This window comes from Flavihumibacter cheonanensis, assembly GCF_022352215.1.
Lineage (GTDB): Bacteria > Bacteroidota > Bacteroidia > Chitinophagales > Chitinophagaceae > Flavihumibacter > Flavihumibacter cheonanensis.
Genome location: NZ_JAKRWF010000001.1, coordinates 2,009,891 through 2,021,921, shown reverse-complemented (window position 1 = coordinate 2,021,921; position 12,031 = coordinate 2,009,891). Strand labels below are relative to the sequence as shown.

The following is a 12,031-nucleotide window of genomic DNA, read 5'->3' as shown; positions in this document are numbered from 1 at the left end:
ATGAAATATCTGATACTGTTCGGTTGGGTGTTGCTGTTATCCTGCAGTGCTGCTAAAGTGGCTGTACCCGGTGAGTTTGAAAAGGCTGCAACAGCTATGAAAGTGAAAGGTGTAAATGGATGGATGATCAACCAGACCCTGACTTTTGGCGAATATGAAACCAGTCCCGTTAAGCGGGGCTGGGATTTCAGTTCGGTTTGGCAGGCCAGCCGGATCAGTTTTCGCCCGGAAGACCAGATCCTGAAAGTGTTCGATATCAATACCGACAATCGTAGCCTAAAGGAGAGAAGCAAACTACAGTTCACCATTGAAAATGGTAAAGAAAAAGCAGCTGTATTTGCGTTGGAGAAATTAAGTGAAAAACAATTGGTATTTAAAAACCGTAATCCTCGCTGGGGTGAGGTAGCCGCTACTACCAATTTACAATATGCTTTTTCAGCGGCCATCATGCTGGTATCTGAAAAACAACCCGAGCCCTGGCAATTGGTTATGGTACACAAAGAGGGCAGAGGAGAAATGGTTGAGGAACAGGGATACCTTACCAATGGGGATGTTCAGTTTACTATTGAAACCTTAAGAATTGGTTCCTATACCAATAAAAAAGGGAAAGAGCAGAAAGTACTGGGCGGTCCCACTTTTGCCGGATATGAAATTCGTTTTGAAGATGGAGTGGTGGGTGTTGTGGATCTGCTGGACAACCAGGTATGGATGGTTAATGATCTGGATCCTGCCTACAAAATGATATTGGCAGCTGCTTCCTCTTCCTTACTTTTAAAGCAGCAAAAAGATTTGAGCAGTCGTTGACCGAAACCCTGGACATACAGGTAGTAATTGATGGTTGTATTGCCAACAACCGGAAAGCACAGGAATACCTGTACAGGCAATACTATTCCTATGCGATGGTGATTGCCCAACGTTACTCCAGGGATGATGCAGACGCTGCCGATATTGTGAGCCAGGCCTTCGTTAAAGTATTCAAGAGTATAAAATCCTTTGATTCTTCCATTGCCAGTTTCCAAACCTGGTTGCGCAGAATCGTCATTAACGAAGGCCTGGATCATATTAAGGCAAGATCAAAGTTCAGTCAGGAAATGGAGCTGGAATATGAAACAGTTGCAGCCCCCAATATCAATAATGCCGCGATAGAGCAACTGAATGCAAAGGAACTGATGACCATGATTCAGCAGTTGCCACCAGCTACGCATGCGGTTTTTGTCTTATACGCAGTGGATGGTTATAACCATCGGGAGATAGCTGAAAAATTAGCTATCAGCGAGGGTACCAGTAAATGGCACCTCAGCGAAGCAAGAAAATTCCTCATTCAAAAATTACAGCAGGTGCATCTATCATGAATGCCTCCTTTCCATACGAAGAGCTGATCGCCCGTAAACTCGGTGAACTTCCTCCTTTACCGGAAATGGCTGATTCCATCTGGCAGCGCATTAGCACAGAGCTGGACAGAGAACTGCCTACAGATGATAATGATTTCGGCGGTGATCCGGGTCCACAGGGTGGCAGTCCGGTTGCAGGCTGGAAAGGCTGGAGCTGGCTCCTCTTATTGGCAGTTATTGCTGCTGTATTGATTTACCTAATAAAAAAACCTGAGCTTCCTGTTGAACAAATTGTTCCGGTTACTAACCAGCCGGTTGATTCTACTGAATTATTACCAACTGCACCGGGACTATCTCCTCCAGGGCCCTCTTCTCCTGAGTCCTCGTCTCCCGTAATAACTGACAGTAATAAGAGTACTAGCCCTGATCCTGGTGCTGTACAAAGCCCATTGCCGGACTCTGCTGCTGTTTTGCAACCACCACCAGTGCTGGATGCTGCTGCACCTGAAGTGAAAGCAACTAAGCCCGAGATAATTGCAGAACCAACTATAAAGCAACCTGATAACCTGCGGCCCGATTCAGCAGGGGGTAGAAAACGTCCATCCGGTATCAAAGGAATTCGTCCCGATGATTACCGGATTGTGCCGCCAAAAGAGAAAAAGGATAGTACTTAATACACCAACACACTCAATGCAGAAAGTTCAAGCATTTCAACTTCTTTCGGCTGGATAGACTTGGACGTTTTTGTTATGCAACGTTGGTTACCTGAACAATCCGACTTGACCCCGGCTGTAACCCCGGTAGCCAGTAGGATTGTTAGTAGAAGACTTGCAGCGGTAACCGGTTTCATGATCAAAGGTTTAATGATATCCTGGTAAATAATTAGAATGTAAAATTGGTGGGAAACCACCCAATAAACAAGGCAAATCCGACTAATCGCTTAAATTCCCGCATGAAACAGCAGAAATGGCGATTAAATCGCAACAGGAATCAGTAAACTGTATAAATCAGGGTCTGAATCGTGGATGAACCACCAATTCTTTGGAACCGGGTGTATAGAGATAAAACCCTTCTCCGGACTTTACCCCCAGTTTTTTAGCCGTTACCATATTGGTCAGCAGGGGACAGGGAGCATATTTGGGATTTCCGAGTCCCTCGTGTAGCACCTGCAAAATGCTGTGACAGGTATCCAAACCGATAAAATCTGCCAGTTGCAGGGGACCCATTGGATGGGCCATACCTAATTTCATGATGGTGTCAATTTCTTCCACCCCGGCTACGCCTTCATATAAACTATAGATTGCTTCATTTATCATGGGCATAAGAATCCGGTTGGCAATAAATCCCGGGTAATCATTTACAACTGCCGGAACCTTTCCCAGCTTTTTACTAAGCTCCACAATTTGTTCAGTAATCTTCTTTTCGGTGGAATATCCATTAATTACCTCCACCAGTTTCATAACCGGAACCGGGTTCATGAAATGCATACCAATCACCTTTTCTGGTCTGCTGGTCGCACTCGCTATTTTGGTGATGGAAATAGAAGAAGTGTTGGTGGCCAATACTGCATTCGCAGGAGCCAGTTTATCAAGCTCGCTGAAAATGGATAGCTTCAACTGAATATTTTCTGTAGCTGCTTCAATGATGAGATCTGCCCTGTTGACGCCTTCTCCCAATCCGGATGTAGTGGTGATGTTATTGATTGCCTGCTGACTATCTGCTTCTGAAAGGATTCCTTTGGCTACCTGCCTTTCGAGATTTTTACGGATCGTTGCAAGCGCTTTTTCCAATTGTTCTGGATTGAGATCTACCAGGTTTACCTTAAATCCATGTTGCGCAAAAACATGTGCAATACCATTTCCCATGGTGCCTGCACCAATGACAGCAATCTGATTAAACATACACGCTAGTTTTTTCGTTTGAAATCACCCCTTTTCCAGGATTTGATAAATTCAGCCCAGGCCATCGGATTCATCAGGTTGATGGGAGGCGTAGTTCCCTGGTAGGAATAGCGGGTTGCCTGCTGACGCAAAGCATAGTTCGCGGCTTCTTTACCATCTGCAGGTAAAATGTTCATTAAAGCCCTGCGGGTTTGTTCATTGGTATTTTTCCTTGCGATCTCCAGGTCATCATCCGGTACCTGCATATTGACGAAGTCTCTTTCAAATTGTTCCCGGGTTGGCCTTGGCCGGATGATGGTGGCAGGCAGGTATTGCGTATCAACTACCATTAACTGAACGATGCTAAATTGATTGCCTTCCAGGTTTCTTGGAATCTCCACTATTTTGGGTTTGTATCCCACACTGGTGAATTCAATAATATTTCCTTTTAATGCAACGATGGAAAACACACCCTGGTCATTGGTGATAGTACCGCGACCGCTTCCTTTGATGCTGACACTCACTGCCGGAATACCATCCAGGCTATCAGCCGTCATCACAACTCCATACAGCATCACTACAGAGTCTTTCATCGTTTCAAACTGCGCGGAAGCCTGCTTACAGATGCAAAAAAAACTTATTATGACAAGTGGTAGAATTCGCTTCATTATGCCAAATATAGGATATCAATATATCAGCTTCAACAATTTACCGACCGCATTGGTTAATTTTGCACTAAAATTCCCAATCAATACATATAAATAATGACGCAAGAAGACATATTAAAAGCGCTTGGAAATGTGCAGGAGCCTGATCTGGGCAGTGATATCGTGAGTCTGAACATGGTTAAAGATGTGCAGATCAATGGAAATGAGGTAAGTTTTACAATTGTGCTCACCACCCCGGCTTGTCCGATGAAGGATCTGATGCGCAATGCAGCCATTAATGCGGTTCGTTTGCTGGTGAATAAAGAGGCCAATGTGCAGGTGAATTTTACTGCCAATACCAACAGTAAAAGAACAGATCCCGGCCAGATTTTGCCTAAAGTAAAAAATATTATAGCAGTTGTAAGTGGTAAAGGGGGGGTCGGAAAAAGTACTGTTTCTGCTAACCTGGCGCTTGCACTTGCCCAGGGAGGCGCTAAAGTTGGACTGATGGATGCAGATATATACGGACCAAGTGTTCCTATTATGTTTGGGGTTCGTGGTGAACGCCCGAAAATGATGGCAGGCGGAGAGAAGGGCTTGATTGTCCCTCTGGAGCGCTATGGCATTAAATTGATGTCCATTGGTTTATTGGTGGATGAGAAAAATGCAGTGGTTTGGCGCGGACCAATGGCCAGCAGTGCTATCAAACAATTTGTTACAGATGTTTTCTGGGATGAACTGGATTACCTGGTGATCGACATGCCTCCCGGAACAGGTGATATTCACCTTACACTTATGCAAACGGTACCCGTTACAGGAGTAATTGTAGTTACCACTCCACAGGATGTAGCCCTTGCAGATGCAAAAAAAGGAATCGCTATGTTTGGCCAGGCGCAAATCAAAGTACCCATCATCGGTATTGTTGAAAACATGAGCTATTTCACACCCGCAGAATTGCCTAATAACAGGTATTATATTTTTGGTAAGGAAGGTGGTAAAAAGCTGGCTGAGGAATATGATATCCCCTTCCTGGGACAAATTCCCCTGGTGCAATCCATTCGCGAAGGGGGTGATAAGGGAATGCCGATTATGATGACAGATGATGAAGTTACAAAGTCCGCATTTTCTGATTTTGCCGGACTCGCAGCACGCAGCATCGCAATGCGCAATGCCAGTCTTGAAGCCACCCGCGTGATTGAAGTAGTAGCCTAATCCATTTGCATGCAATTATCTCTTGAAAATAAAACTGCCCTGGTTTGCGGAAGCACCCAGGGCATTGGTTTGGCTGCTGCCAGGGAACTCGCCCTGCTGGGGGCAAACTGTATTTTACTGGCCCGAAATGAAGTCGCATTGCAGGAAGCAGTCTATTCACTCGATACTTCCAAAGGGCAACAGCACAGTTACGCTGTGGCTGATTTTTCCAGTCCGGATGAGGTTAAGAAATCGATAGAAGAAATTCTAATGAAGCACACCATCAACATCCTGGTAAACAACACAGGTGGACCAAAACCCGGACCCATCATCGATGCGGATACCAACCAGTTTCTGCATGCTTTTCAGCAACATGTTGTGGTCAACCAGTTGTTAACCCAGGCAGTTGTACCGGGAATGAAAAAACTGGGCTATGGCAGAATCATCAATATCGTGTCCACCTCTGTTAAGATTCCCCTGAATAACCTGGGCGTTTCCAATACCATTCGGGGTGCAGTTGCTTCCTGGTCAAAGACCATGGCAAATGAACTGGGACAGTTCGGAATTACAGTCAATAATGTATTACCAGGATTTACTTCCACTGCAAGATTAAAAAGTCTGGCCCAAAGCCTGGCTGCTGATAAAGGCATAACTGTTGAAGAACAGGAACGTTCCATGGCAGCAGAGGTTCCGCTGAAGCGTTTTGGAAAAGCAGAGGAAACAGCTGCATTGGTGGCATTTTTGGCTTGTCCGGCTGCAGCTTATATTACAGGTACAAGTATTCCGGTTGATGGTGGCCGCACGGGAAGCCTGTAGAAGTATGAAGTATGATTTATGAATTTAGAATTATCATATGCGCAATCACTGGATGCTGCTGATTCGTTGGCGGGCTTTCGTGAGCAGTTTATCATTCCGGAAGAGCATGGACAGCAACAGGTTTATTTTCTAGGTAACTCCCTGGGCCTTCAGCCAAAGAACACTGGACCCTATATTCAGAAAGTGCTCGACCAATGGGCTAAGCATGGTGTGGAAAGTTTTTTCATGGGGGATGATCCCTGGCTGAATTACCACGATCACCTGGTGGGCCCCCTTGCAAAGATCGTGGGTGCGCATCCCAGTGAAGTGGTGGTGATGAACCAGTTGACCGTAAACCTGCACTTGTTAATGGTAAGCTTCTATCGGCCTGAAGGAAAACGTGTTAAGATCATTTGTGAAGCCAAAGCCTTTCCGAGTGATCAGTATATGTTTGAAACACATATCAAAGCATTGGGTTATGATCCGGAAGAAGTATTGATTGAAGTGAGTCCGCGTACTGGAGAAGTAACCATTCATCAGGAAGATATCCTTGCAGCTATTCAGCAGACAGGAGAGGAGTTGGCGCTGGTTCTCTGGGGCGGCGTAAACTATTATACCGGGCAACTTTTCGACATGGAAGCAATCACCCGTGCAGGCCATGCAGTAGGCGCAAAAGTGGGTTTCGATCTCGCGCATGCGGCTGGTAATAGTGAACTCCAACTCCATGCATGGAAGGTTGACTTCGCCTGCTGGTGTAATTATAAATACCTGAATGGTGGTCCGGGTGCTATTGGCGCTGCGTTTATTCATGAGCGTTATCACCAGGATAAAACCCTTAATCGCTTTGCAGGATGGTGGGGCTATGAAAAGAATACGCGTTTCAAAATGGAAAAAGGCTTTGTGCCCATGGAGTCTGCAGAGGGCTGGCAACTCAGCACCCCTTCGCCAATTTTGTATGCATCCCTTCGCGCTTCTCTTGAAATTTTTGAAACTGCCGGATTTGATTCCTGTTTACAAAAAGCAAAACAGATGGCTGCTTATCTCCGGTTTCTGTTAGAGCAGATCAGTGAAGCAAATCCGGGAAAGTTCCACATACTGACACCTGCAGCTGCCACTGCGCGGGGTTGCCAGGTATCACTGTTGGTAAAACAGGGAGGCAGGGAATTATTCGATGAACTGACCCGGAAAGGATTTTTTGTCGACTGGCGGGAACCAGATGTAATCAGGCTGGCACCTGTGCCTTTATATAACCGATATGAAGAAATCTGGCGCTTTGCCCAAGTGCTGGGCGGCTAATCCTTCTTATCTTCGTGCTCATGAACAGGCAATCACTGGTTGAGCAGATACAAAAGAAAAAATCCTATTTGTGTGTTGGATTGGATACGGACCCGGATAAAATTCCAGCGCATTTAAAGCAACGACCAGATGCAGTACTTGCATTTAATAAAGCCATTATTGATGCTACTCTTGACACTTGCGTAAGTTATAAAATCAATACTGCATTTTACGAAGCGATGGGGCCCCACGGTTGGGAGATCATGGAAGAAACCGTGCACTACATTCCTTCCACACACCTGAAGATTGCGGATGCCAAAAGAGGTGATATTGGGAATACCAGTTCGCAATATGCAAAAGCATTTTTTGAAACACTTCCTTTTGATGCGATCACTGTTGCGCCATATATGGGTTCCGATAGTGTGCAACCCTTTTTGGAATATGACAACAAATGGACCATCGTACTGGGACTAACCAGTAATAAAGGGGCTGCCGATTTTGAATGGCAAAAGATGGGTGCTGAATACCTCTATGAAAAAGTAATGAAGACAGTCGCTTCCTGGGGAAATCCGGGTAACCTGATGTTTGTGGTGGGAGCTACCCAGGCAGAAGCATTCAGTGCCATCCGGTCCTGGTTGCCGGATCATTTTTTCCTGGTTCCGGGTGTTGGCGCACAGGGAGGCAGTTTGCGTGAGATTTCAGAGAAAGCACTAAATAAAGATGCGGGACTCTTAGTGAATGCCAGCAGAGCCATTATTTATGCTTCCGAAAAAGAAGACTTCGCGGAAGAAGCCCGCATCATCGCAAGCCAATACCAGGCAGAGATGAGCAACTATTTACTGTAAACTGATTACATTAGTAAGATAAAATAAACGATGCCATGGCCCAGGACCTATTTCAATCTCCCGATTATTTGCAGCTGGATGATTTGTTGACGGAGGAACACAAAATGATCCGCGATGCGGTTCGCAATTATGTGAAACAGGAAATTTCTCCGATCATTGAAGAGTATGCACAGAAAGCTGAGTTTCCCCGCCAAATTGTAAAGCAGATGGGAGAATTGGGTGTTTTTGGTCCCACTATTCCGGCGGAATATGGAGGAGGTGGACTGGATTACATCTCCTACGGATTGATGATGCAGGAATTGGAAAGAGGAGATAGTGGGGTTCGCTCTACTGCCTCAGTGCAGGGTTCATTGGTGATGTTTCCGATTTATGAATATGGAAATGAAGAGCAGCGTAAAAAATACCTGCCTAAACTGGGAAGTGGTGAATGGCTGGGATGTTTTGGATTAACAGAACCCAATCATGGTAGTAATCCATCCGGCATGCTTACCAATTTCAAAGATGCGGGTGATCATGTAATCCTGAATGGAGCAAAAATGTGGATCTCAAATGCACCCTTTGCTGATATCGCGGTGGTTTGGGCAAAAAATGAAGAGGGAGTTGTACACGGACTGGTTGTAGAAAGAGGTATGGAAGGATTCAGCACGCCTACTACGCATGGCAAGTGGAGTCTAAGGGCTTCAGCCACTGGAGAACTGGTGTTTGATAACGTCAAAGTTCCAAAGGCGAATATTCTTCCCAATGTGAAAGGAATGAGAGGCCCGCTCAGTTGTTTGACCAAAGCTCGTTTCGGTATTGCCTGGGGCACTATAGGAGCAGCAATGGATTGTTATGACACAGCACTCCGCTATGCAAAAGAGCGGGTACAATTTGACCGGCCGATTGCAGGTTTTCAGTTGCAACAAAAGAAACTGGCTGAAATGATCACTGAAATCTCCAAGGCACAATTATTGAATTGGAGAGTAGCAGTGTTGATGAATGAGGGCAAGGTTACGCCAGCCCAGGTAAGTATGGCAAAACGCAACGGTTGTGAAGTAGCACACCAGGCTTGCAGGGATGCCCGTCAGATGCTCGGTGGAATGGGCATTACAGGAGAATACAGTGTGATGCGGCATATGATGAACCTGGAAAGTGTGATCACCTACGAAGGCACGCATGATATTCATTTATTAATAACCGGTATGGATGTAACCGGACTGAATGCATTCAGTTAATATGAAAATCTATCTGATTGGTTTTATGGGAAGCGGGAAATCGCATTGGGGAAGAAAACTATCAGATTCCCTGAATATCCCCTTTTTTGATTTGGATGATGTAATTGTTTTCAGAGAAGGCCAACCCATCACTGAAATATTTGCAGAAAAAGGAGAGGAGTATTTTCGCCTGCTTGAAAAAGATACACTGATTAACCTGACCGAAAGCCATGATGATTTTGTGATCTCGAGTGGCGGGGGTACTCCCTGTTTCTTTGGAAATATTGATTACATGAAGGAGCATGGTAAAGTGATCTGGCTGAATACTGCTACACCGGTATTGATTGACAGATTGCTTAAAGAGAAAAAACATCGCCCCTTACTGAAAGATATTCCTGATGAGGAGATGAAATCCTTTATCATCAAGAAACTGCACGACCGGAAAATGTATTACGAGCAGGCGCATCTCGCCTTGCACGAAGAAGAACTCTCTCTTGATCAGATTAAAGCAGCAATAATTCATGAGTAAATCAATACTATCCAGCGCTGCCCTGCTGGGTGCACTGGCAGTTATTCTTGGTGCATTTGGAGCACATGGACTCAAGCAACTCGTTCCGCCGGAAACTGTAACCACCTTTGATACCGGAGTCCGTTATCATTTTTATCATGTGTTTGCTTTGCTTGCTACCGGATTGATTGCGATGCATGTTCAGTCTGCCCATTTAAGAAGAGCCGCACAGTGTTTTTTGGTCGGTATCCTCTTGTTCAGTGGATCTCTATACCTGTTAACATTGTTGAAAGCTACCGATACTGTCGGCCTTTCTAAGTTGGGACTGATCACTCCCATTGGAGGGGTATTCCTGGTAGTTGGCTGGATTTTTCTTTTCCTTGCCTTATTGAAGCGGAATGCTTAACGTTACAGTGGTTCCATTCTCATTCCGGATGGCAAAATGACCATCAATGGACTCCATTCGTTTGCGCATATTCGTTAGTCCGTTGCTGAATTCAGATATATTGATCGATTGGACACCAACGCCATTGTCAATAATTTGAATAACCAGGTGGGGACCAATTTTAAAAAGGATGCGTACCTCTGTAGCGTTTGAATGTTTGAGTGCGTTATTGAGAGATTCCTTGATGCACAAAAAAACATTTCTTCTCTTTTCTCCACTCATTTCTATAGCGGGTAGTTGTTCAGGATATTCTACATAACAACGAATTTCTGTGGTATCAAAAAACTCTGCAGCATAAGATCTGACATAAGCGATCATATTGTCTACCGTATCATTGGAGCTTTTCATGGTCCAGATGATGGTATTCATTTTACTGATAAGATCATTGGCTGAGTTGGAGATCCGCTCCAGTTCAGGCACTGAATGCCCTTTTAATTTGGTTTTTGCCAGTTCACTCATTAACCGGATGGCAGTAACCCCGGATCCAAGTTCATCGTGCATATCTGCAGAGATCCGGTTTCTTTCTTCCTGTTTGGCAGCAAGCACAGCCATTTTTCGTTCAATCGCACTTTTTTCATACTCCAGCAGTAGCCTTTCTTTTTCACGGGCCCTTGCAGAAATATCGAGCCTGTTTTTATAAGAAAGGGCAATCAGGAAAAACATCAGTTCAAACAGAATCCCCATTTCATACCAGAACAGGGAATCGTTCACCAGTGAGCCCAGGTAGGGATTAAACCGGTAGGTGGAGTTAATCAGGAAAAGGGATAGCAATCCGCCTGCAAACAGAAAAGAATGTCCTATGGCAAGGTAAGTCAGTAAGTGATGACGGGTGACCACTGCAAAAATGATAAAGAAAACGGTGCAGGCTGACCAGGCATATTTCACGATATTCTCTACCAGGTTCTGGATATGGAAAAGATCGGTGAAAAAGTGAAGTATGGTAAATAGCAGCATGCCCGAAATGGTTATAACCTGTTGGATCAGTAACACTTTATTCAAGAGAGGAAACTCGGTGGCCGACTGTGTAAATTTTCGGAGAAACATGAAGTAAAACAGGGTGCCGCCGGCTTGCAGTATGAAATCAAAATACGATTCAAAAAAATAATTCGAAACTGTCGGGGTTTTGAACAGGTAGGCCTTGAAAAAGAACATAACCCCGAGCAGAATCGCATACGCGGAATAATACAGGAATACCCGGTTCCTGTTGATGTAAAATTCAGCAAGGGAATAAAAAATCATCATCAGCATAATACCGCATACCAGGAAGGAAATCACGGTATTGATCTTGCGCTCATTTTGCAGTTCGGTTAACAGGGATGGAAGAAAATGCTCAAAACTCAACGTAGGGGTGATGGTGTTGATGGTGGTTTTGATAAAAGCCAGTTTGGTAACATACGTTGCTGTCTCGCCTGGCTGCAGTATCAGTTTGCTCACCACATTGGGATCAAATATCCCTTCCCCGGGATATTCTGGCTCTGGTTCCAGTTGCCTGGTTTTACTATTGTACCGGAATAAATCGATGTCTTCGAAATACATACCTGGCAAAAAATAAACATTGGTAACCGTATCCAGGTCATTTTTTAAGGTGAATTGCAGGTAGACGGGTTTGCCAACAAATGAACTCGGTATTCTCTTTGTGAAGTTGGATCCAACTGGTTGTAAATCAGGTAAGCTGTTCACTGCTTCTTTTTCCGGGTTCCCCTGATTATCTACATACAGCCCTGTTTCCACCTGAATGGATTTGAAAAATCTTACCTCACTGGTTTTAATGGTATCCCATCCCGGCTTTTGCTGCGCCAGCAGAGCCGCTGAACTGCTGTACAGCATCCACATAAATAGCAGGCAGATTTTCAGGATGGTTGGTTTGGTTTGTATGGTCATGAGCAGCTCGATTCCCTGTTGGATGTGCCAAAATACAATT

The 12,031-nt window shown here is 44.9% G+C and carries 14 protein-coding genes; 10 read left to right on the top strand and 4 right to left on the bottom strand.

Annotation, left to right across the window (positions count from 1 at the left end; translation table 11 throughout):
- Genes MD536_RS08950 through MD536_RS08940 form a run of 3 tightly spaced genes read left to right on the top strand, consistent with a single transcriptional unit; the run spans position 1 to position 2,005 of the window.
- Positions 1 to 804: a hypothetical protein gene (locus MD536_RS08950; protein WP_239597989.1), complete on the top strand. Its 804-nt coding sequence runs from the start codon at positions 1 to 3 to the stop codon at positions 802 to 804.
- Entirely contained in the window at positions 801 to 1,352 is a 552-nt protein-coding gene (locus tag MD536_RS08945) for an RNA polymerase sigma factor (RefSeq protein ID WP_239597978.1), read from the top strand. The genes MD536_RS08950 and MD536_RS08945 overlap by 4 nt, the downstream gene beginning before the upstream one ends.
- Positions 1,289 to 2,005, top strand: coding sequence for a hypothetical protein (locus MD536_RS08940; protein ID WP_239597976.1), 717 nt, complete (start codon positions 1,289 to 1,291; stop codon positions 2,003 to 2,005). Before MD536_RS08945 ends, MD536_RS08940 begins: the two co-directional genes overlap by 64 nt.
- On the opposite strand, the gene MD536_RS08935 is transcribed toward MD536_RS08940, so the two are convergent.
- From MD536_RS08935 to MD536_RS08925, 3 genes are all read right to left on the bottom strand, one after another.
- Complete coding sequence (locus MD536_RS08935) at positions 2,002 to 2,181, bottom strand: hypothetical protein (RefSeq protein ID WP_239597975.1); 180 nt, start codon at positions 2,179 to 2,181, stop codon at positions 2,002 to 2,004. The genes MD536_RS08940 and MD536_RS08935 overlap by 4 nt on opposite strands.
- Before the next feature lie 157 nt (positions 2,182 to 2,338).
- Entirely contained in the window at positions 2,339 to 3,232 is an 894-nt protein-coding gene (locus MD536_RS08930; RefSeq protein ID WP_239597973.1) for a 3-hydroxyacyl-CoA dehydrogenase family protein, read from the bottom strand.
- Between the two features lie 5 nt (positions 3,233 to 3,237).
- Positions 3,238 to 3,879, bottom strand: a complete 642-nt coding sequence (locus MD536_RS08925) for a carboxypeptidase-like regulatory domain-containing protein (RefSeq protein WP_234864491.1) — start codon at positions 3,877 to 3,879, stop codon at positions 3,238 to 3,240.
- A 96-nt stretch (positions 3,880 to 3,975) separates the two neighbouring features.
- On the opposite strand from MD536_RS08925, the gene MD536_RS08920 reads away from it, so the two are divergent.
- From MD536_RS08920 to MD536_RS08890, 7 genes are read left to right on the top strand one after another with little or no spacing between them, the layout of a single operon-like run.
- The gene (locus MD536_RS08920; protein ID WP_239597971.1) at positions 3,976 to 5,070 is read left to right on the top strand and encodes an Mrp/NBP35 family ATP-binding protein; all 1,095 of its coding nucleotides are present in this window, start codon (positions 3,976 to 3,978) and stop codon (positions 5,068 to 5,070) included.
- Between the two features lie 9 nt (positions 5,071 to 5,079).
- Entirely contained in the window at positions 5,080 to 5,865 is a 786-nt protein-coding gene (locus MD536_RS08915) for an SDR family oxidoreductase (RefSeq protein WP_239597970.1), read from the top strand.
- An 18-nt stretch (positions 5,866 to 5,883) separates the two neighbouring features.
- Entirely contained in the window at positions 5,884 to 7,140 is a 1,257-nt protein-coding gene (kynU, locus tag MD536_RS08910; RefSeq protein ID WP_239597968.1) for a kynureninase, read from the top strand.
- Between the two features lie 20 nt (positions 7,141 to 7,160).
- Positions 7,161 to 7,964, top strand: a complete 804-nt coding sequence (gene pyrF / locus MD536_RS08905) for an orotidine-5'-phosphate decarboxylase (RefSeq protein ID WP_239597967.1) — start codon at positions 7,161 to 7,163, stop codon at positions 7,962 to 7,964.
- Positions 7,965 to 7,999: 35 nt separating this feature from the next.
- Entirely contained in the window at positions 8,000 to 9,178 is a 1,179-nt protein-coding gene (locus MD536_RS08900; RefSeq protein ID WP_239597965.1) for an acyl-CoA dehydrogenase family protein, read from the top strand.
- Positions 9,165 to 9,686: a shikimate kinase gene (locus MD536_RS08895; protein WP_239597963.1), complete on the top strand. Its 522-nt coding sequence runs from the start codon at positions 9,165 to 9,167 to the stop codon at positions 9,684 to 9,686. The genes MD536_RS08900 and MD536_RS08895 overlap by 14 nt, the downstream gene beginning before the upstream one ends.
- Positions 9,679 to 10,071, top strand: coding sequence for a DUF423 domain-containing protein (locus MD536_RS08890; protein ID WP_234864484.1), 393 nt, complete (start codon positions 9,679 to 9,681; stop codon positions 10,069 to 10,071). The genes MD536_RS08895 and MD536_RS08890 overlap by 8 nt, the downstream gene beginning before the upstream one ends.
- Here the strand turns inward: MD536_RS08890 and MD536_RS08885 are convergent.
- The gene (locus tag MD536_RS08885) at positions 10,051 to 11,991 is read right to left on the bottom strand and encodes a sensor histidine kinase (protein WP_239597961.1); all 1,941 of its coding nucleotides are present in this window, start codon (positions 11,989 to 11,991) and stop codon (positions 10,051 to 10,053) included. The two genes, MD536_RS08890 and MD536_RS08885, sit on opposite strands and share 21 nt — an antisense overlap.
- Between the last annotated feature and the right edge of the window lie 40 nt (positions 11,992 to 12,031).

Bases quoted from the DNA above. Each gene is read 5' to 3' on its own strand.
- pyrF (WP_239597967.1), top strand. From the start codon at position 7,161: ATGAACAGGCAATCACTGGTTGAGCAGATACAAAAGAAAAAATCCTAT.
- MD536_RS08895 (WP_239597963.1), top strand. From the start codon at position 9,165: ATGCATTCAGTTAATATGAAAATCTATCTGATTGGTTTTATGGGAAGC.
- MD536_RS08930 (WP_239597973.1), bottom strand. From the start codon at position 3,232: ATGTTTAATCAGATTGCTGTCATTGGTGCAGGCACCATGGGAAATGGT.
- MD536_RS08935 (WP_239597975.1), bottom strand. From the start codon at position 2,181: ATGAAACCGGTTACCGCTGCAAGTCTTCTACTAACAATCCTACTGGCT.
- MD536_RS08920 (WP_239597971.1), top strand. From the start codon at position 3,976: ATGACGCAAGAAGACATATTAAAAGCGCTTGGAAATGTGCAGGAGCCT.
- MD536_RS08885 (WP_239597961.1), bottom strand. From the start codon at position 11,991: ATGACCATACAAACCAAACCAACCATCCTGAAAATCTGCCTGCTATTT.
- MD536_RS08950 (WP_239597989.1), top strand. From the start codon at position 1: ATGAAATATCTGATACTGTTCGGTTGGGTGTTGCTGTTATCCTGCAGT.
- MD536_RS08925 (WP_234864491.1), bottom strand. From the start codon at position 3,879: ATGAAGCGAATTCTACCACTTGTCATAATAAGTTTTTTTTGCATCTGT.
- kynU (WP_239597968.1), top strand. From the start codon at position 5,884: ATGAATTTAGAATTATCATATGCGCAATCACTGGATGCTGCTGATTCG.
- MD536_RS08890 (WP_234864484.1), top strand. From the start codon at position 9,679: ATGAGTAAATCAATACTATCCAGCGCTGCCCTGCTGGGTGCACTGGCA.
- MD536_RS08915 (WP_239597970.1), top strand. From the start codon at position 5,080: ATGCAATTATCTCTTGAAAATAAAACTGCCCTGGTTTGCGGAAGCACC.
- MD536_RS08900 (WP_239597965.1), top strand. From the start codon at position 8,000: ATGGCCCAGGACCTATTTCAATCTCCCGATTATTTGCAGCTGGATGAT.
- MD536_RS08940 (WP_239597976.1), top strand. From the start codon at position 1,289: ATGGCACCTCAGCGAAGCAAGAAAATTCCTCATTCAAAAATTACAGCA.